General features: G+C 62.9%; 19 protein-coding genes and 1 pseudogene. 6 read left to right on the forward strand and 14 right to left on the reverse strand.

Annotated elements, in window-relative coordinates; translation table 11 throughout:
- Nucleotides 1-96 precede the first annotated feature (96 nt).
- The 11 genes and pseudogenes from ON753_RS26545 to lgt form a co-directional block, all read right to left on the reverse strand.
- The gene (locus ON753_RS26545) at nt 97-1,389 is read right to left on the reverse strand and encodes an amidohydrolase family protein (RefSeq protein WP_265967032.1); all 1,293 of its coding nucleotides are present in this window, start codon (nt 1,387-1,389) and stop codon (nt 97-99) included.
- A 10-nt stretch (nt 1,390-1,399) separates the two neighbouring features.
- Nucleotides 1,400-2,344 (reverse strand): ABC transporter permease, encoded by a 945-nt coding sequence (locus ON753_RS26550; RefSeq protein ID WP_265967033.1) that lies wholly within the window; start codon nt 2,342-2,344, stop codon nt 1,400-1,402.
- Nucleotides 2,341-3,423, reverse strand: a complete 1,083-nt coding sequence (locus tag ON753_RS26555; protein ID WP_265967034.1) for an ABC transporter permease — start codon at nt 3,421-3,423, stop codon at nt 2,341-2,343. The genes ON753_RS26550 and ON753_RS26555 overlap by 4 nt, the downstream gene beginning before the upstream one ends.
- Nucleotides 3,420-4,967 carry an ABC transporter ATP-binding protein gene (locus ON753_RS26560; RefSeq protein WP_265967035.1) on the reverse strand — a complete coding sequence of 516 codons (1,548 nt, stop codon included), beginning with the start codon at nt 4,965-4,967 and terminating at the stop codon, nt 3,420-3,422. The genes ON753_RS26555 and ON753_RS26560 overlap by 4 nt, the downstream gene beginning before the upstream one ends.
- Nucleotides 4,968-5,068: 101 nt before the next feature.
- The gene (locus ON753_RS26565) at nt 5,069-6,076 is read right to left on the reverse strand and encodes a BMP family protein (RefSeq protein ID WP_265967036.1); all 1,008 of its coding nucleotides are present in this window, start codon (nt 6,074-6,076) and stop codon (nt 5,069-5,071) included.
- A 299-nt stretch (nt 6,077-6,375) separates the two neighbouring features.
- Nucleotides 6,376-7,308: a ribose-phosphate pyrophosphokinase gene (locus ON753_RS26570; RefSeq protein WP_265967037.1), complete on the reverse strand. Its 933-nt coding sequence runs from the start codon at nt 7,306-7,308 to the stop codon at nt 6,376-6,378.
- 337 nt (nt 7,309-7,645) lie between these two features.
- Nucleotides 7,646-8,167: a hypothetical protein gene (locus tag ON753_RS26575; protein ID WP_265967038.1), complete on the reverse strand. Its 522-nt coding sequence runs from the start codon at nt 8,165-8,167 to the stop codon at nt 7,646-7,648.
- A 92-nt stretch (nt 8,168-8,259) separates the two neighbouring features.
- A pseudogene (locus ON753_RS26580) lies at nt 8,260-9,418 on the reverse strand (M24 family metallopeptidase).
- Nucleotides 9,419-9,425: 7 nt separating this feature from the next.
- Nucleotides 9,426-10,190 (reverse strand): peptidoglycan editing factor PgeF, encoded by a 765-nt coding sequence (gene pgeF / locus ON753_RS26585; RefSeq protein ID WP_265967040.1) that lies wholly within the window; start codon nt 10,188-10,190, stop codon nt 9,426-9,428.
- Nucleotides 10,191-10,246: 56 nt separating this feature from the next.
- Nucleotides 10,247-11,335, reverse strand: a complete 1,089-nt coding sequence (locus tag ON753_RS26590; RefSeq protein WP_265967042.1) for a class I SAM-dependent methyltransferase — start codon at nt 11,333-11,335, stop codon at nt 10,247-10,249.
- Nucleotides 11,332-12,165 (reverse strand): prolipoprotein diacylglyceryl transferase, encoded by an 834-nt coding sequence (gene lgt / locus ON753_RS26595; protein ID WP_418068006.1) that lies wholly within the window; start codon nt 12,163-12,165, stop codon nt 11,332-11,334. The genes ON753_RS26590 and lgt overlap by 4 nt, the downstream gene beginning before the upstream one ends.
- Before the next feature lie 202 nt (nt 12,166-12,367).
- Here lgt and ON753_RS26600 point away from each other — a divergent pair, with 202 nt between their 5' ends.
- From ON753_RS26600 to ON753_RS26620, 5 genes are all read left to right on the forward strand, one after another.
- On the forward strand, nt 12,368-12,634 hold the full coding sequence (locus ON753_RS26600; RefSeq protein WP_265967046.1) for an accessory factor UbiK family protein: 267 nt from the start codon (nt 12,368-12,370) through the stop codon (nt 12,632-12,634).
- 349 nt (nt 12,635-12,983) lie between these two features.
- Nucleotides 12,984-13,484, forward strand: coding sequence for a type III secretion system chaperone family protein (locus tag ON753_RS26605; RefSeq protein ID WP_265967048.1), 501 nt, complete (start codon nt 12,984-12,986; stop codon nt 13,482-13,484).
- Nucleotides 13,481-14,299: a pyrroline-5-carboxylate reductase gene (gene proC, locus ON753_RS26610; RefSeq protein WP_265967050.1), complete on the forward strand. Its 819-nt coding sequence runs from the start codon at nt 13,481-13,483 to the stop codon at nt 14,297-14,299. The genes ON753_RS26605 and proC overlap by 4 nt, the downstream gene beginning before the upstream one ends.
- Nucleotides 14,300-14,422: 123 nt before the next feature.
- Nucleotides 14,423-15,121 (forward strand): TetR/AcrR family transcriptional regulator, encoded by a 699-nt coding sequence (locus tag ON753_RS26615; RefSeq protein ID WP_265967052.1) that lies wholly within the window; start codon nt 14,423-14,425, stop codon nt 15,119-15,121.
- 63 nt (nt 15,122-15,184) lie between these two features.
- Entirely contained in the window at nt 15,185-15,535 is a 351-nt protein-coding gene (locus ON753_RS26620) for a tRNA-binding protein (RefSeq protein WP_265967054.1), read from the forward strand.
- 33 nt (nt 15,536-15,568) lie between these two features.
- On the opposite strand, the gene ON753_RS26625 is transcribed toward ON753_RS26620, so the two are convergent.
- Genes ON753_RS26625 through ON753_RS26635 form a run of 3 tightly spaced genes read right to left on the reverse strand, consistent with a single transcriptional unit; the run spans nt 15,569 to nt 18,278 of the window.
- Nucleotides 15,569-16,984, reverse strand: coding sequence for an ATP-binding protein (locus ON753_RS26625; RefSeq protein ID WP_265967055.1), 1,416 nt, complete (start codon nt 16,982-16,984; stop codon nt 15,569-15,571).
- 5 nt (nt 16,985-16,989) lie between these two features.
- Nucleotides 16,990-17,688, reverse strand: a complete 699-nt coding sequence (locus tag ON753_RS26630) for a response regulator (RefSeq protein WP_265967056.1) — start codon at nt 17,686-17,688, stop codon at nt 16,990-16,992.
- Between the two features lie 32 nt (nt 17,689-17,720).
- On the reverse strand, nt 17,721-18,278 hold the full coding sequence (locus ON753_RS26635) for a MarR family winged helix-turn-helix transcriptional regulator (RefSeq protein ID WP_265967057.1): 558 nt from the start codon (nt 18,276-18,278) through the stop codon (nt 17,721-17,723).
- A gap of 241 nt (nt 18,279-18,519) precedes the next feature.
- Here ON753_RS26635 and ON753_RS26640 point away from each other — a divergent pair, with 241 nt between their 5' ends.
- A complete protein-coding gene (locus tag ON753_RS26640) occupies nt 18,520-19,422 on the forward strand; it encodes a branched-chain amino acid aminotransferase (protein ID WP_265967058.1) in 903 nt (300 codons plus the stop codon).
- Nucleotides 19,423-19,551 lie beyond the last annotated feature (129 nt).

Here is a 19,551-nt window from a genome sequence, read left to right on the forward strand (position 1 = left end):
GCCACCGCCATTGCCGGGAGGCCGGTTTTCACGACCGGCTTCCCTTTGAACCGTCCCGGCAATGGCGCATCCGGCCGAAAGCCTTCGCCTTGAAGATCACCTTTCCTGCGGAGCGTAGGATGCCGGGTCGACAATGGCCGGGCGGCCTGTCAAGGCAAGCTGCGTTTCGCGGGCCGGGGTGGTGGCGATGACCTTGCCGCTCTTGACCACGGCCAGGCGGGTTGCCTTCAAGCGGATGGCCTCGATCGAGTCACGGGCCTGAAGCAGCACGAAATCCGCCTTGCAGCCCTTCTCCAATCCGTACCCTTCCAGGCCCATGGCCTTTGCCGGGTGGCTGGTGACGCATTCAAAGCAGTAGCGGATGGCCTCCCGGCTGGTCATCTGGGCGACGTGGAGCCCCATGGAGGCCACTTCCAGCATGTCGCCGGAGCCCATGGAATACCAGGGATCCATCACGCAGTCGTGTCCGAAGGCAACGTTGATGCCGTGGGAACGCAGTTCCGGCACACGGGTCTGGCCGCGGCGCTTGGGATAGCTGTCGTGGCGGCCCTGAAGGGTGATGTTGATCAGGGGATTGGCGATCGCGTGGACCTGCGCCTCGGCGATCAGCGGCAGGAGCTTGGAGACGTAGTAATTGTCCATCGAATGCATGGAGGTCAGGTGCGATCCCGCAACCCGGCCGTGAAGACCGAGCCGCTGGGTCTCGCAGGCCAGGGTCTCGATATGGCGCGACAGGGGATCGTCGGTCTCGTCGCAATGCATGTCGACCATCAGGCCCCTGTCGGCCGCAATCTGGCACAGCCGGGCGACGGAGCGGGCCCCGTCCTCCATGGTGCGTTCGAAATGGGGAATGCCGCCGACAACATCGATGCCCATGTCGAGGGCCGTCAGAAGGTTCTTTTCGGCATTCGGCGACCGGTAGAGGCCGTCCTGCGGGAAGGCAACCAGCTGCAGGTCGATATAGTCCCTGACCCGGTCGCGGACCTCCAGAAGGCCCTTGACGCCGGTCAGCCGGTCGTCCGAGACATCCACGTGGGAGCGGATCGCCAGCAGGCCCTGAGAAACGGCAAGGTCGCAGTATTTCAAGGCGCGCTCGACGACGGCCTCGACCGTCAGGATCTCCTTCAACTCGCCCCAGAGCGCGATGCCTTCCAGCAGCGTGCCGCTGGTGTTCATGCGCGGCAGGCCGAGCGAAAGGGTGGCATCCATGTGAAAGTGGCTGTCGACGAACGGCGGCGAGACCAGTTTCCCGGCTGCCTCTACAACTTTGCCTGCCTCTGCCGTGATCCCGGCTTCCACCGCTGCGATCCGGCCGTCCTGGCAGGCGATGTCGATGCCGGTGCGGCCGTCGGGAAGGTTGGCGTTCTTGACGAGAAGATCGAAGCTCATTTGCGGTGCCTCAGCGTTGGCCGCGGAAATAGGGGACCAGAAGCGCCCTTGGATAATCGGCCCGGCGGGCGACGACGATCAGCGCGGCAATGGAAAGCAGATAGGGCATCATCAGGAACACCTGACCGGGAATGAAGGTGCCAACTTCGGTTTGCAGGCGAACCTGAAAGGCATCGAACGCGCCGAAGAGAAGAGCGCCGATCAAGGCCTTGCCCGGCCGCCAGGAGGCGAAGACCGTAAGCGCGATACAGATCCAGCCGCGGCCATTGACCATGCCAAAGAAAAAGGCGTCGAAGGCGGACATGGTGAGAAAGGCGCCGCCGAGCGCCATGATCGCCGACCCGGCGACAACCGTGCCGATGCGGAGGGCATAGACGGACAGGCCCTGGGATTCGACCGCGGCCGGGTTGTCGCCGACGGCCTGGATCGCAAGTCCGAGCGGTGTCCGGTACAGCATATAGGCCGTGGCGACCACCAGAAACAGCGCCAGAAAGGTGAGCGGCGTCTGCTGGAAGAGGGCCGGACCGATGAAAGGCAGGTCGCTGAGCACCGGGATGTCGAGGGGCTGAAAGGCCTCGATCCTGGGTGGGGAAGAGACGTCCGGCAAGGCGGTCCGGTAGATGAAGTAGCTGAGCGACGTCGCAAACAGCGTCACGCCGATGCCCGAGACGTGTTGGGAGAGACCCAGCGGGACAGTCAGGATCGCATGGATCAGTCCGAAGAAGGCGCCGGCGAGCGCTGCGACCAGTACGCCGCCCCACAGGCCGGCGCCGAGCCAGACCGCCATCCAGCCGGCCATGGCCCCGGCCGTGAAGATACCTTCGATGCCCAGATTGAGCACGCCCGCGCGCTCGCACACAAGCGCGCCGATCACCCCGAAGATCAAGGGTGTGGCAATCCTGAGGGCGGCGGCCCAGAAGTTTGCGGTGAGCAGGATATCGAGGATCTCGATCATCTGGATGTCTCCTTTGCCGCAGGGCTGCCGACAAACCGGATCCTGAATCTGAGAAAAAGACCCGAGACCAGCACGCAGAGCAAGGCCATCGCAACGATCAGGTTGGCCAGGTAATTGGAAACGCCGGTCGCGCGGGACATGGAATCCGCACCGACGAAAATGCTGGCGATGAAGAGGGCGGCAATGACGACGCCGATCGGCGAGAGGCCCGCCAGCATGGCGACGACGATACCGAAATAGCCGAAGCCGGGCGAGATGTCGGCGGTCAGGTAGCCCTTGAGACCGGCCACCTCGCCAACGCCTGCCAGGCCGGCCAGCGCGCCGGAGAGGAGGCCGACCCGCACCAGGGTGGCGGTCACCGGAATGCCGGCGTGGCGTGCGGCCGCGGCGTTTTCACCGACGGCGCGGACCTCGAAGCCCCAGACCGTGCGCTTCAGGAGAAAATAGGTGCCGAGCGAGGCGACGAGAGCAATGATCAGGCCCCAGTGGATCCTCATCCTGTCGGCGAGCTTGGGCAGGGCGGCTTCATCGAGAATGGGTTCCGATTGCGGCCAGCCCATGCCCATCGGGTCCTGCATGGGACCTTCAAGCATCATCTGGACAAACAGGAGAATGACGAAGTTCAGCAGCAGTGTGGTGACGACCTCGTCGACGCCGAGCCGCGTCTTCAACAGCGTCGGTCCGAGCATGACCAGACCGCCCGCGAGCGCCCCGGCCAGAACGACCGCGGGTATGAGAATATAGGAGGGGCCGGAGATCGCGCCGGTGCCGACCGCCACCGAGGCCAGCGCGCCGGCATAGAGCTGCCCTTCGGCACCGATGTTCCAGAGTTTGGCCCGGAAGGCGACCGCGGCGGCAAGGCCGGTCAGGATCAGGGGCGCTGCCCTTGTCAGCATTTCGGTAAAGGAGAAGAACGAGCCGAAGGCGCCCTTGATCATCAGCCCATAGGCTTCGAACACCGACAGGCCGGCAAACGCCATCGGAATGGCGGCCAGGATCAGCGCGGCAACGGCAGCGGCTACGGAGACGGCGAGTATCCGGGAGACGGGGACCGGACCTCTTGGTTCGAAACGGATCATGCGGCTTCCTCTCCGCTGTGGCCGGCCATCCGGAGGCCGAGAGCGCTGCGGTCGAGCGTCTCTGCCGGTTCGGCGGCGGAGAGGCGTCCGCGGTGGATCACCGCGATGCGATCGGACAGGCGCATGAGTTCGTCAAGGTCCTCTGAAATCAGGATAACGCCGGCACCCCGACTGCGGGCCGCCAGAAGGCGCCTGTGCACCTCGGAGGTGGCGCCGACATCCAGCCCGCGCGAAGGCTGCGCCGCCAGCACGACCTTGGGGACGGTTTCGAGGGTTCGTGCCAGCACGATCTTCTGGATGTTGCCGCCGGACAGCAGCCTCGCCGGGCTGTCCTCGCTCTGACAGCGGATATCGTAGGCTTCGATCAGCTTTCGCGCCCGCTCGCGCATGGCGGAGAAGCGCAGCAGGCCGAAACGCTGGTTCTCCGGCTTTCGGATGGCCTCGATGGCGAGGTTTTCCGAGACGCTCATGGCACCGACGATACCGTCGTGGTGGCGGTCCTCCGGAATGCGGGCGAGGCCGCTGTCGATCATTTTGCGGGCGCTCGCGTGGGTGAGTGAGCGGCCATCCAGCATGACGGTGCCGGCAGACAGCGGTTCAAGGCCCGAGATGACCCTGGCAAGCATCGTCTGGCCATTGCCCGAAACGCCGGCAATGCCGAGGATCTCCCCTGATTTCAGATCGAGATCGACATCATGCAGCGCGTCGCGTCCCTCGCCGGCGCTGACGCCTTTCAGGACAAACAGGGAGCCGCCGGGCGTGCCGGTGGTGCGGATCGTCTCGACGATTTCGTGCCCGACCATCAGCTCCGCCAGCTTGCGCTGGCTGCATTCGGCGGTGGACAGGTCAGCCACCTTGCATCCGCCCCGCAGCACGGCGACGCGGTGGGACGAGGCCATCACCTCGGCAAGTTTGTGCGAGATGAAGATGATGCCGAGCCCGCCTTCGGCCAGTGTCTTCAACGTCCTGAACAGGGTTTCCGATTCCTGCGGGGTCAGCACGGCGGTGGGTTCGTCCAGCACAAGGACGCGCGCATCGCGGTAAAGCGCCTTCAGGATCTCCACACGCTGCTTTTCGCCGACGGAAAGCCGGGAAATGCGCGCATCCAGGGGCACGTTCAGACCGGAGTGCGCCATCAGCGCCTCCAGCTTTCGGCGGGCCGGGGCGTGTGCCGACGTCAGCGCTGCGAGTTTCTCCGTTCCGAGCAGGATGTTGTCGAGGGCGCTCAGGTTCTCGGCCAGCGCGAAATGCTGGTGCACCATGCCGATGCCGGCTTCCAGCGCCGCGTGCGGCGAGCCGGGCTCAAGCTCCAAGAGCCCGCCGCCGTTGCGGTCAACAAGAACCCGGCCCTCGTCGGCGACGTAGTGTCCGAACAGGATGTTCATCAGCGTGGTCTTGCCGGCGCCGTTTTCGCCGAGCAGGGCGAGGATCTCGCCCTGTTTCAGGTCAAGTGACACCTCGCCATTGGCTGTGAGGGCGCCGAAACGCTTGGTGATCCCCTCCAGCCGCAGGACGACCTTGGCGTCCCGTGCGGATCCCGTCATGCGGACCTCCGAAAATGAGTTCATGGAGCCGCGGCAGCGGCGCGCGGCGACAGGCAGGACCGGCGGCCACACGGCCGCCGGCTGTGGTTCCTAGCAACCGGTTACATGGTGGATTTCGGCTCGGTGTCGTTGACGTTGACGCGGAACAGGCCTTCCAGGATTTCCTGTTCCTTTTCCCTTGCCGCAGCGACGGCTTCGGCCGGAGCAAGGCTCTCGTCGACGACGAAGCTGCCGCCGCCATAGGACATGAAGCTGTAGGGGCCGTAATCAGCCGGCTCGAAGCTGCCGTCCGCGACTGCCGCAATGGCCCTGTCGATGGTCGGCTCCATATGCCACAGGGCGGAGGAGAGGATGGTGCCGGGATAATCGTCCGCGGTGTCGATGACGTTTCCGATCGCCAGGATACCCTTCTCCTTGGCGGCGTCGGAGACACCGAAGCGCTCCGCGTAGAGGATGTCGGCGCCCTTGTCGATCATGGCAAAGGCGGATTCCTTGGCCTTGGGCGGGTCGTACCAGGAGTTGATGAAGGTCACGAGGAACTTCACGTCAGGATTGACGGAGGTCGCGCCTTCCATGAAAGCGTTCATCAGGCGATTGACTTCCGGGATCGCGTAGCCGCCGACCATGCCGATCACGTTGGACTTGGTGGTTGCGCCGGCGATCATGCCCGACAGGTAGCTGGGCTCATGAATCCAGTTGTCAAATACAGCAAAATTCGGCTGGGCCGGACCGAAGGACGACCCCATCAGGAAGGCGGTATCCGGATATTCGGCGGCCACCTTGCGCGCGGCGCGTTCCACGGCAAAGGCCTCGCCTACAACCAGGTCCATGCCCTGTTCGGCATATTCGCGCATGACGCGTTCGTAATCGGTGTTGGCGACGTTTTCGGAGAAGGTATAGGTGATCTCGCCGCGCTCCTGGGCGGCTTTCAGCGCCTTGTCGATGCGGCTGACCCACTGCTGTTCAACCGGAACGGTGTAGATCGCGGCAACCTTGATCGGGTCGGCGGCGGCCGCAGGCACAATGGTAAGACCCAGGCCGGCCGTGACGGCAAGCGCGGCCGACAACAAGGTTCTGCGAACCTTTGAAAACGGTGTTGTAGCGAACATCTCAATCCCCTCGAAATATTGTTTTGCGTCAAAACTTGATCACAAAATATGCGTGCTCACAAGCTGGGCAGCGGGGGTGAAGTTAAATTTTTTGATCAAATGGGAAATTTTTGGCCCGGGCCGGCAGTTTGCTGCCGAAGCCCGGCAATGAAACGGGGCAGCTCCGGACAATCCGGCAAAAAGCCCGCGCCTCGACCGGTCTCGCCAGCGGCTGTGGTGAGGCCAGAGCCGGGCGGCGGGAAGCAAAAAAAGCGCCGGGAGGCCCGGCGCTTTGCAGATATTTCCAGAAGGGAACCAGCTCAGTTGAACAGGCTGGAGACCGACTTTTCCAGGGCCGTGCGGTTGATCGCCTCACCGATCAGCGGGGCGATGGAGATCGCCCGGATGTTGGCGGCCGCGGTGATTGCAGCCGTCGGTTCGATGGAGTTGGTGATCACCAGTTCCTTCAGTTTCGAGGACGTGACGCGGGCGACGGCTCCGCCGGACAGAACGCCATGGGTGATATAGGCGGTCACCGATTTGGCGCCCTTGGAAAGCAGGGCTTCGGCGGCATTGCACAGAGTGCCGCCGCTGTCGACGATATCGTCGACCAGAATGCAGTCGTAGCCATGCACATCACCGATGATGTTCATGACTTCGGATTCTCCAGGCTTGTCGCGGCGCTTGTCGACGATGGACAGCGGGGCCTCGATGCGCTTTGCCAGCGCGCGGGCGCGGACCACGCCGCCGACGTCTGGCGAGACCACCATGACATTGCCGGTGGCGTAGCGTTCCTTGATGTCGCGGGTCATGACGGGCGCGGCGAACAGGTTGTCGGTGGGGATATCAAAAAAACCCTGGATCTGTCCTGCGTGGAGATCCAGGGTTAGAACGCGGTCCGCACCGGCTTCGGTGATCAGGTTCGCCACAAGCTTCGCCGAAATCGGGGTTCGGCCGGAAGCCCGGCGATCCTGTCGGGCGTAGCCGAAATAGGGGATCGCCGCAGTGATGCGGCGGGCAGAGGAGCGGCGCAGCGCATCGATGATGATGAGCAGCTCCATCAGGTGGTCATTGGCAGGATAGCTGGTCGACTGAACGACGAAAACATCTTCGCCGCGCACGTTTTCCTGGATTTCGACGAAGATTTCCTGGTCGGCAAACCGACGGACCTGGCATTTGGCCAGAGGCACGTCCAGATATTTGGAGATTTCCTCCGCCAGGGCTCGGTTGGAATTGCCCGCGACGATCTTCATGAGCCGCAAGTCCTTCTGGTGCGACAGCGGGTCTGCGTGGCTTGGACCAGCAAACTCGCGGAAAGGGCCCAGAGCATCCTGCGTTCAGGTGAACGCGGACACGATGCTCTAACACTGCAATATCGACCGGCTTTTGGAGGTTCAATCGGCTCCGACTGCACGTCCGCTGATCCAGGTCAAGTCAAGGTGCCGGACGCCAAGGACATCGGATGAGAACCCTCGGCAGGCGGCGGCGTTGTAACAATCAACCATTCGGACCACAACAGGCCTTGGGCTCTCGCACCCGCTTTTTTCAATTTTTATGACGCGCTGCGGTATTTCTTTGCCAAAGCCGTGATTATCGGTTGAGCCAGGCTTCGATTTCTACCATGGAACGGTTGGCAATCCGAGCCAGCGCCCCGGAATCGACCCCCTGCCACGGGTCGCCGGAGGAGCCACCGGTAGTCTCGGTTCCGGAGATTCGCTTCACGCGGCGGCCGGAGCCGTCGACGATATCGAATACGTAGAAGATGGTGCCGGTCGAAGGCTGGCCGGTCGCGGCCAGGTAACCGTTCACACGGTAGGTCGCGGCGGCACCCACGCGGCGAACCAGCGTGATGCCCTGCCTGCGCGCCTCGGCGCCGATATATTCGGAAAGTTCGTCGGCAACATTGCCCGGGGCTCCGGTAAAGGGCTCGAACGCGAAGGTGACGCCTTCCTCCGGATCAACCTGTCCGGAAATCGTCGGGGCGGGCGCCGACGTCGTGACCGGGACGGGAGGACGCGGCGAGGACTGGCAGGCGGCAAGACCGCCAAGAAGCAACAGGCAGGCCACCACACGCAGCGGCGAGAAGGAATTCTGGCTTGTAAAACGGAGCATTGAAACGCCTGGCTCTGGTGGTCAATTTCGTCGGCTGCGGTCCGGCCGTACCGTCTGGAGAAGAGGCCGCCGGATCGCAAAGTCGCAAATGTTTAGCCTGACTTGACCGGCAGGTCGAGAGGCAGGGTGGATAAGCATTCCGGCGCGCCTTCAGTGGTCAGGTAGGTCTGCCCCAGTGTCATCGCCGTTTCGGTGTTCGAGATCCATCAGGATCATGTGCATGAAGATCACCATGTCCGGTTTCACTTCTGCCGGATTGGCCTTGTAGGCCATCGGCATGTCCATCCAGCTCGGCGTGAAGCGGGCGCCGAGCGAATAGCCGCAGGCGTTCAACCGGTGAGGCATCATGCCATGGGCATCCATGCGCTCCGCATGGGCGTCGAAGACGTCGCCGAAGGTCTTGCCGGGAACGAGCTGCGTTTCGACCGCCGTGAGCGCTTCGCGGGCAGCAAGGTACATTTCCTGATGCCGGTCCGTCGGCGTGCCGACCACAACCGTGCGCATCAGCGCCGCATGATAATGACGGTAGGCGCCCGCCCATTCGAGTGTGATCTGGTCCTGCGCGCTCAGGGCCCGACGTCCGGACTTGTAGCGGCACAGAAGCGCGTCGCGGCCCGAACCGATGATGAACTCGTTGCCGGCATAGTCGCCGCCGCCCTCGAAAACGGCTCCCTGCAAGGCCGCAAGGATGCGGCCTTCGTCCGCCCCGGGGCGGATCTCGTCAAGAGCGGCGTAGTAGGCCTTGTCTGCCAGTTCCGCCGCCTTGCGCACATAGGCGATCTCTTCGGGGCTCTTGACGGCGCGCAGCGCCGGGATAAGCGCGGAAGCATCCGATATGTCGGCAAAACTGGTCAGCACCTCGTTCAACTGCAGGGCGATCCTGCCGGTCATGCCGTGGGTATCGTATTCGATGCCGATCCGGGAGCCGAGCAGATCCATGTCGAACAGCAGGTCTTTCAGCTGCCCCACCGGGCTCGCCGCGCCCCGGTCTACCCAGATGCGGATATCGGCGATGTTGGAGGTATGCCGTGCCTGGCGCTGGTCGGCGGAGCGGGTGAGGAGCACCTTTTCCCCGTCCCTGGTCACGACAAGACACTGGAAGAAGCAGAAACCGAACGTGTCGTATCCGGTCAGCCAGTACGTGCTTTCCTGGGCGAACAGGAGCATGGCATCGAGCTTTTCCGCTTCCATGGCGGCTTTCAGCTTTTCAAAGCGGCTTTCAAACTCGGCGTCGGTAAAGTGAAGCGCCATGGGACCCTCATGTCAAAACGATTGCGCTGATCTGCCGGCCGTAATCCGGCTCGCTGCGGTGGGTGGTGCGGCGGTAGGAAAAGAACCGGTCCTCGTCCTCATAGGTGCACAGGCCGACATCGCCTACCTGTTCAAGGCCGATCTCCAGGAGCCGGTCGGTAATGAAGGCGGGAAGGTCGAACATGAAATGTTCCTCCCGTGCCGAGGGCACGAAGTAGCGCGCGCGGTCAGCCGCTTCGGAGACGAAGCGCTGCCGGAATTCCGGTCCCACCTCGTAGGCTTTCTGCGAAATGGTCGGGCCGAGCACCGCGACGATGCGGGTCCTGGAGGCGCCAAGGGTCTCCATGGCGGCAACCGTGTTCTGCAGAACTCCGGAAATGGCACCCTTCCAGCCGGAATGGGCCGCGCCGATCACGCCCGCGCCGGGGTCGGCGAAAAGGACCGGGCCGCAATCCGCGGTGGAAACGCCGATGGCGAGGCCCGGCGTCGCCGTCACAAGTGCATCGGCCTTGCGGTCCATGTCTTCGTGCCAGGGCCCGGCGACGGTGATCACGTCCGGGGAGTGGATCTGGTAGGGAGACACGAGATTGCTGAGGGGAACACCGAGCTCCCCCGCCACGCGGCTCCGGTTCTCGACGACGTTTTCGCGCGCATCGTCAGATCCGAGGCCGATATTGAGGCTTTGATAGATGCCGTCCGAGACGCCGCCCATGCGGGTGAAAAAGCCGTGGCGCAGCCCCTTCAGCTTCAAATCGTCAGCTTCAATTTTCATGCCTGGTCTCCAGAACGGACGGGAATCGATTCCGCAGCCCCTGATCCTTGGGGCGTTCAGGACGCGCTGTCAAACGGCGGGAACGATATACCGGGGGCCGTGACCGCCAGGACCTTGAACAGGTCACCCATCTGCCCGGGGGCCGCCAGGCGCTCGACCGCGTCGCGGATTGTTTCCTGCTCCCGGTGGGATTTGCCGGCGCCAAGAGCCCCCGCGCGCTCCAGAAGACCGGCGCGCAGCAGGAAATCGCCCTGGGTGAGGGGAGGAAGCACGCGCGCCCCACCCCTGGCGGCGGCGGCTGCAAGCGCCTGGAAATTCACATGGGCGGTCAGATCGGCTTCACCCGGATGCGCCAGCACATCATCGAAAGCATGCTTGCGGACGGCCTGCAACGTGTCTCCGGGAGCGGATTGCAGATAGCCGTAGTCGATGAAGAGCGCCGCGCCGCCATGCTCGGCAAGCCGCGCGCCGATTTCCTCCGCGATGGCATTCGCGGTGGGCTGGGTCTCGAAGATCGCGCCTTCGGGAGCTGCTCTGATCTCTTCGGGAACGGCATCGTCGGCAAGTCCGGCCGCTCCGGCACCAAAGGCAAGGTCGCCATCGCCGGTCAGTCCGATCTGCCGCTCCCGCCAGCCGTCGGTGGTCTTCACGAACTGGTGGACCGGAAGCGCGTCGAAGAATTCGTTGGCGACAAGGATCAGCGGCCCGTCCGGAATGTCCGCGAATCTATCGCGGAACTGCGGCTGCAACGGAGATCGGGAGAGGGTCTTCTTCTGGATCTGCCTGAGGCGCTGGCTCGTCTCCACGAGGTTGAGGCTGGCCGCCTCAAGGAAGCGCGGGCGCAGCGCGGCCATGCGCAGGAGGTCGAACATGAGCGTTCCGCGCCCCGGGCCGAGCTCCGCCAGTTGAAACCGGCCGGGAGAGCCGAGCGCCTGGTACGCGGACAGGCAGACGGCGCCGACCAGTTCGCCGAACATCTGGCTGACTTCCGGCGCCGTGATGAAATCGCCGCGTTCGCCGAACGGCTCGCGGGTCGCGTAATAGCCCGCTTGCGGATCGCCGAGGCAGATCGTTATGTACTGAGCCACCGTCAGGGGGCCCTCATTGGCAATCTGCCGCCTGATCCTGTCCTTCAGAACGCTCACCCGGCCGCCGCTCCGGACTTGCGCCTGGCGGCCCAGATCATGGCGGCAATGCCGGCCACGATCATCGGCGTGGACAGCAGGATGCCCATGGTGAGAAATCCGGCGAAATAGCCGATTTGGGGATCGGGAACCCGGTAGAACTCGGAGATCGAACGGGCAACGCCATAGCCGAAGGCGAAGGCGCCGGCGAGGAAACCGGGCTTCTCCAGCAGCTTGAAACGGTGGCTGAGCACGCGCAGCACGAAGAAAAGCACGATGCCTTCCAGCGCCGCCTCGTAGAGCTGGCTGGGATGGCGCGGCTCGGGGCCTCCATTCGGGAAGACGATCGCCCACGGCACGTCGGTGGGGCGGCCCCAGAGTTCGGAATTGATGAAGTTGGCGATGCGGCCGAAAAACAGCCCGATCGGCGCCGCACAGCCCGCCAGGTCAAACAGCGTCCAGAGGGAAAGGCCCCGCCGCCAGGCGAACAGGACCATGGCGATCACCGTTCCGGCAAACCCGCCGTGAAAGGACATGCCGCCCGTCCAGATGGCGAGAGCTTCCCCCGGATTGGCGAGATAATGGGCCGGATTATAGAAGAGCACATAGCCGAGACGGCCGCCGATGATGATGCCGAGCGTGCCCCAGAGGACGAAGTCGTCGAGATCGGCCGGCGTCGGCCGGCCGACGCTGCCCCAAAGCCGGTCGTTGAGCACGAGCGCGCGCATGTAGCGCCAGGCCAGAATGATGCCGATGATATAGGCAAGGGCATACCAGCGAAGGGCAAAGGGGCCGAATTCGACGATTTCCGGCTCGATGGCGGGAAAGGGCAGGACGAGTAGGGACGGCACGGTTTCACCTTGTATTGCCATGCGGAGCCGCGGGGCGGATTACGGCGCAACGCTTGCGCCATCTGGGGCCATCCGTCAAGCCGGGGAGCCTGGCCGGGAGGGCCGCAGACCGGGCCGGGTGCGGCCGAATTGGTTCTTGAACTTGGTGGCAATCCCACATACGTGTCAGTCATCCGATTTGTTCCTGCTCAAGGAGGGTCCGATGACCCAAGGCCCCAACCGCATTCTCGATGATTTCGCCAAGCTGATGACAGACGCCGCCGGTGTCGCCCAGGGGGCGCGCCGCGAGGTGGAAACCGCATTCAGGGCTCAGGCCGAGCGGTTCCTGTCCGATATGGATGTCGTGTCCCGCGAGGAACATGAAGCGGTCAAGGAGATGGCCGTGCGGGCGCTCGACAGGGTCGAGGAACTCGAATCGCGGATCGCCGCACTGGAAAAATCCGGTTCCGGCGGCGCGGCCGATGCCTGACGCGATGCGTTGACGCGGATTTGAGTGATTTCTGTTAATTGTTCGTTACAGATATACGACGGACGTACTTGGCGGAAATGCGTTGTTTTTGGGCAGTGTGGTGAAAAATACCGCTGGGTCGTCCACAAGTTTCGGCTTTTTCGGCTCAATTGGTATGTATCCATTAAATCATTCCTGCCCCTATACTGATTGATAACAGGGATTCGTCGGAGCAAGACGGAACCGGTTCGCTCCTGAATAGGTCGCCAATGGACCTGTTTTGCTCCTCCGGCTTGGGACCATATCCCGGCGGCCCGCCCCGGTTATCCTGATCGGGTACTCGGCCCCGGCTCGAAAGGGAGTAGGCATCATGAGCCTTATCGAGATCGAATTCGAGCGACCTGGAAATCCCGTAGACACAATCGAGACTGTCGCCGCCCTGAACGACTGGACATTCGAACGGTCGGACGAGGACGAGATCACCATCTCCCTGGGCGGAAGCTGGTGCGACTATCACGTGTCCTTCTCCTGGATGGAGGATGTCGAGGCGCTGCATCTGGCCTGTGCCTTCGACCTCAAGGTGACCGAGCTCCGCAAAACCGAAATCGTCCGCTTGCTGGCCCTGATCAACGAGCAATTGTGGATGGGACACTTCGATCTGTGGAACAGAGAGAATGTCGTCATGTTCCGTCAGTCCCTGCTTCTGGCCGGGGGCGCGGAAGCGTCGTCGGCGCAGATCGAAGCCATGCTGACAAATGCCCTTGAGAACTGCGAGCGCTTCTATCAGGCCTTCCAGTTCGTCGTATGGGCCGGTCACTCGGCTTCCGAGGCGATGAATACGGCCCTGTTTGAAACAGCAGGAGAAGCATGAGTTTTTCAAGGGAACGGCCCTTCCTTCTTGTCGGAGCCGGCAAGATGGGCGGGGCGATGCTGTCGGGCTGGATGGCGGAGGGGATCGACCCGGCCGCCATCATCGTCAGTGATCCGCGTCTTTCCGACGAGATGGACGCCCTGTTGAAACGGCATGGCATCCGCCACGTGACTTCGGTCCCGGAAGACATGGCCGCAGGCGTGGTGCTGGTTGCCGTCAAGCCGCAATTGATGGATCAGGTCCTGCCCGGTCTGAGGCCCGTGGTGGCACCGGACACGCTGGTCCTGTCGGTTGCCGCCGGTACGCCCGTTTCCAAGTTTGAAGGCGTCTTCGGCGAAGTGCCGATCTGCCGTTGCATGCCGAACACCCCGGCCATGGTCAAACGCGGTATCACCGCGATCTATCCGACCGAAAAGGTCACCGAAGCCCAGAAGGCGGATGTGACGAAACTGCTGTCGGCCGTCGGCAAAGTGGTCTGGCTGGACAGTGAAGATCAGATCGACCTGGTTACCGGCGTCAGCGGTTCCGGTCCGGCCTACGTTTTCTTTCTGGCCGAAGCCCTCTGCGAGGCTGGAAAGCAGGCGGGACTGCCCGAGGAACTCGCCCTGGAACTGGCGGTCGCCACCGTCTGCGGCGCGGGCGAACTGATGCACCAGTCGGGCGTGCATCCCTCCGTCCTGCGGCAGAACGTGACCAGCCCCAACGGCACCACCGCGGCGGCGCTCGATGTGCTGATGAATACCGACGGCATTCAGCCTGTGATGACCAGGGCCGTTGCCGCGGCCGTCAAACGGGCGCGGGAACTGGCCGGCTGATCCTGCGGTCACGGGGAACTGCGGCAGAGGGTCACCCTTTTCGCCGACCGTCCGGATGCCTATGTTCTAGACCAGTTGATCGATTCTCAAGTGCTAGAGGAACACCACACCGGAGATCGTTCCATGGTAACCGCAAAAACCCGGCAGAAGATCCTTCAGACGTTTCTGGATCTGTTGAGCGCGCATCCTTACGAGGATGTCTCGCTGCCGCTGATCGCCGAAGCGGCAAAGGTCAAGCTTTCCGACATGCGCAGCGCCTATGCCTCGAAGCTTGCACTCGTGGAAGCTTTTGCCGAAAAGATCGATACCAGCGTCCTGGACGAGCGTGACGAGAGCATGGAGGACCAGCCGCCGCGGGACCGCCTGTTCGACGTGCTGATGACCCGGATCGATGCGCTTTCGCAGCACAAGGAAGCCGTCCGGTCGCTGCACCGGGCCGCAAGGAACGATCCGGCGCTTGCCCTCGACTTCAACCGCGTGGAAGTCCGCTCGCAGAAATGGATGCTGATTGCCGCCGGCATCGACGTGTCGGGCGTCAAGGCCGCGGTCGTCGCGCAATGCCTTGCGGTGTCTTTCGCCCGGGTGGTCGACGTCTGGCTGGACGAGGCTGACGAAGGCATGCCGCGGACCATGGCACGGCTCGACAGGGAACTGGACAAGGGCTCCACGCTCATGAAGCGCCTGGGCAGCTTGGAAAGCGTTGCCAGGGGCGTCCGGTCCTTCTTCCGGAAGGCTTCCGAGGGCCGTGGCCGGCGCGGGCGCCGGGATGGCGATGCCGGGGAGGATGCGGACGTCTCCGGAGAGGCTCCGGCGGGCGCGTAGGCGCCTCCAAGGGGTTGCGGAAACGCCTCTGACCGGCCATGTTCCGCTCGCGTGAAACAGAGGATGGGTTCCGTGAGCGAGTTGATTGGTTTTGATGATTTCCTGAAAGTGGATGTGCGCGTCGGCCGTATTGTCGAGGCCGAGGAATTTCCCGAAGCGCGCAAGCCCGCCTACAAGATGCGGATCGATTTCGGCCCGGAGATCGGCATCAAGAGAACCTCGGCGCAGATTACCAGACATTATACGCCCGGCAGCCTTGTCGGCCGGCTGGTGATGGCGGTCGTGAACTTTCCGCCGCGCCAGATCGGCCCGGTCATGTCGGAAGTGCTGACCCTTGGCGTTCCGGATGAAGACGGCGAAGTGGTTCTGTTGACGCCGGACAAGGACGTGCCGATCGGCGGCCGGCTGTACTGAATTCCAGCGGCACCAGTGTGACCACCGCCGGCCTCACGCGGGGATCCTCACCCGGGCCCTGAGGCCACCCAGCGGGCTGTCTTCCAGATAAAGATCGCCGCCATGGCCGCGGGCGATGTCGCGTGCAATGGCAAGGCCCAGGCCGCTGCCGGTTTCGTCCTGGTTGCGGGCAAGGTCCAGGCGGTGAAAGGCCCGGAAGGCGACCTCGCGCTGGTCGTCGGGGATGCCGGGCCCGTTGTCATCGACCGTGATGATCAGCCAGCCGCCCTCGATCCGGCCCGCGACTTCGACCTGGTCGCCGTATTTGCAGCCATTGGTGACGAGGTTGGCCAGGCAGCGCTTCAGGGAAATGCGCCTGACTTCGACTTCCGACGGGCCGTCGAAGCGGGCCTTTACCGAATGGCCGGAAATCTCAGCCTCTTCCTCCAGCTCCTCGAACATGAGGGCAAGGTCCGTCGTCCGGATGTCTTCATCGCCATCACCGCTGGCAAAGGCGAGGTAGTCCTCCAGCATATGGCTCATTTCGTCCAGGTCCTTGCGCATGGCTTCACGCTCGGGCGTTTCGCCCACAAAGGCGAGCTGCAACCTGAGGCGGGTCAGGATGGTCCTCAGATCGTGGCTGACGCCGGCCAGCATCGTGGTCCGCTGTTCGATCTGCCGCTCGATGCGGCGACGCATGTCGATGAACGCCAGGCTGGCGCGGCGGACTTCGCTGGCGCCGCTGGCGCGGAAGTTCTCGACCGGACGGCCCTTGCCGAATGCGTCCGCGGCTTCGGACAGCCGGATGATCGGGCGGATCTGATTGCGCAGGAAGAGCAGGGCGATCAGTACGAGGACCAGGGATGTCGAAAACATCCAGACCAGGAATATATGCGAGTTCGAGGCATAGGTCTGGCTGCGCCGGGTGATGATCCTGAGGATGGCGTCGTCCAACTGGATGCGGATTTCAACGAAACGGGACCTGCCGACCGTGTCGATCCAGAACGGTTTGCCGATCTGCTCGCTGATGCCGTAGCTGAGTTCCCTGTCTATGACGTCGAAGAACGGCTTGGGGGCGGGAGCGGGCAGCGGCTCGAGCGGCATGAGCGTTATGGACATGTCGAGTGCCCGGGAGGCGAGTTCTTCGACCTTCCGGTAGTTCTCGTCCTGCGGATAGTTTTCCAGCACATAGACAATGGCTTCGATCTGCCGGACTACCGCTTCCGACATCCGCTCCGTGACGAGCTCATAGTGCCGCTCCATGAACACGAACACCAGAACCGACTGCAGGATCACGATAGGAGCCACGATGATCAGGAAGGTCCGCGTGAACAGGCCCTTGGGCATGACCCGGTACATGAAGCGGGAAAAGGACCGGTAGGCGTGCGACAGCCACTTCCATGGGCCTGACAGGGAAGCCAGGTGGTCCGCCAGGGGAATACGCCGGAAAAACGCTTCGAAATTCGCCATCGGGTTCAATCGCAGGCCAGCCGGTAGCCGATGCCCCGAACCGTCTGGAGATAAATCGGATTGCCCGGGTCTGTCTCGATTTTCCGGCGCAGGCGGTTGATCTGGACGTCCACCGTGCGTTCGCCCAGGCCGCTGGCATCACCGACGATCTTGTGGCGGGGCACCGTCGCGCCGGGCTGCTCGGCAAAGATCGACAGGATCTGCTTCTCCCGGTCCGTCAGGCGCACCATGTGGTCTCCGTTCTTGAGCTCGCCCCGGCTGGCATTGAAGGAGAATGGGCCGAAGCGGATTTCCTCCCGTGCCGTGAGGGGATACTGGTTGCCGCGCCTCAGGATCGCGGCCATGCGCAGCAGGAGTTCGCGCGGTTCAAACGGTTTGGGCAGATAATCGTCGACGCCGGCCTCAAGTCCGGCGATCCGGTCCGTTGCCTCGGATCTTGCGGTCAGCATGAGGATGGGAACCTGCGAGCGATCGCGCAAGGATGCGGCGAGTTCCAGCCCGGTCTCGCCGGGCATCATCACGTCCAGCACGATCAGGTCGAATTCCAGTCCCGACAGGCAGTTGCGTGCTTCGGCGGCGTTGGCCGCTGCGGAAACGCGGTAGCCATTGTCCTTCAGCAGCCTGGTAAGCAGATCCCTGATCCGCTTGTCGTCATCCACCAGGAGGATATGATTGGCGTTATCGTCAGGCACGTGAACACTCATGTCGGCTGTCTTGTCCCGTGATCGGATGCGGATCAGTCCTTCAGGTCGTAAGGGCTGCGGATGAGATTCAGAACGTCCGGCCGGGCCTCCGGATCGATCATCTGCAACAGGAACCTACGGATAGTTTCCTCGCTGCCATCTGGCAATCCAATTAGGGCGCGTTCAAGGCGCTTCTGCTGCAGGCGGGTGAGATCGATCGCCAGGGCGTGTCCCGTTTCGGTGGTGTAAAGCAGCCGCTGGCGGCGGTCGTGATGACCTTCCCGCTGTTCGATGATGCCGGCATCGACCAGTTGCTTCAGGACGCGGCCGAGACTCTGCTTGGTAATCCGCAGGATGCCGAGCAGATCCGTGACCATGATGCCGGGATTGCGCTCGACGAAATGCAGCACCCTGTGATGAGCGCGGCCGAAATCATATTTGGCCAAGACGTCGTCCGGATCCCCGGTGAAATCGCGATAGGCGAAGAACAGGAGCTCGATCAGGTCGAAGGGCAGGGCTTCATCCTCACCGCCGCCTGCCGGGTCAGGCCGCGCATGACTGTTTTCCCTTGAGACCGGGGAAATTGCGGTTTTGAAATTTACGTCAGCCATATTGACTTAATTCTGGTCGATTGTTACTTCTTGGCGGCCGCGAACGAAATGATCGGTCTTTCAGATGCATTGTTCCGCATCAGATGATAAACGAATCCGATCAGGATCGCCGCGGTTATCAGGATACCGATAGTTGGCGTGCTGTGCAAAAAATACAGCGGTAAACCGGACGCAAGTCTTTGGCGTCGTTTGCCTCTGCCACGTAAAACAAAAACGCTGTAAGAGCGGCGGGAGATGAAAGATGGCTGGAACGCCTTTTGATCAGCTCAGTGGTGACATCTGGTACGATGGCACGTTTGTCCCCTGGGCGGACGCGAAGCTGCATGTGTTGAGCCACGGTCTGCACTACGGCAGCAGCGTGTTCGAAGGCGAGCGGGCCTATGTCGGCCGGATCTTCAAGTCCGAAGAACACACCGAGCGCCTGCTGGAATCCGGCCGCATGCTGGGTTTCGAAATCCCGTGGACGGCCGAGCAGATCAACGCAGCCAAGGAAGAAACCCTGGCGCGCATGAACCTGACGGACGCCTATATCCGTCCGGTCGCCTGGCGCGGCAGCGAGATGATGGGCATTTCCGCGCAGAAGAACACCATCCACCTGGCCATCGCCGCCTGGGAATGGCCGAGCTATTTCAAGCCGGAAGAACGGCTGAAAGGCATTCGCCTCGACATGGCGGAGTACCGCCGCCCAGACCCGAAAACGGCGCCCTACAAGGCCAAGGCCGCCGGCCTCTACATGATCTGTACCATTTCCAAACACGCAGCGGAGACCAAGGGCTACACCGACGCCCTGATGCTGGACTGGCGCGGCCGGGTTGCCGAGGCGACCGGTGCCAACGTGTTCTTCGTCAAGGACGGCAAGATCCACACACCGACGCCGGACTGCTTCCTGAACGGCATCACGCGCCAGACGGTCATCGGCCTGGCGCGCGGCCGGGGCATCGAAGTCGTTGAGCGGGCGATCCTGCCCGAAGAGCTTTCGAGTTTCGAGCAGTGCTTCGTCACCGGCACGGCGGCGGAAGTCACGCCCGTCTCCGAAATCGACGGAAATCACTATGAAGTCGGTGAGATCATCAAGACGCTGATGGAAGACTACGACGCCGCGGTGCGGCCCGGTGCTCCGGCACTGAAGGCGGCCGCAGGCTGACAAAGCCTCCCAGGCTTAAGGAAAAGGCGGGCTCGGACCCGCCTTTTTCTATTGACTGAGCTTGCTGATTTGGGTCTTTCTCATCCCTGCGGCGTTTGCCGGTCCATCGCGTGGAACATCCGGCCGCCT

This window comes from Roseibium salinum (assembly GCF_026240905.1).
GTDB classification, from domain to species: Bacteria; Pseudomonadota; Alphaproteobacteria; order Rhizobiales; family Stappiaceae; genus Roseibium; species Roseibium salinum.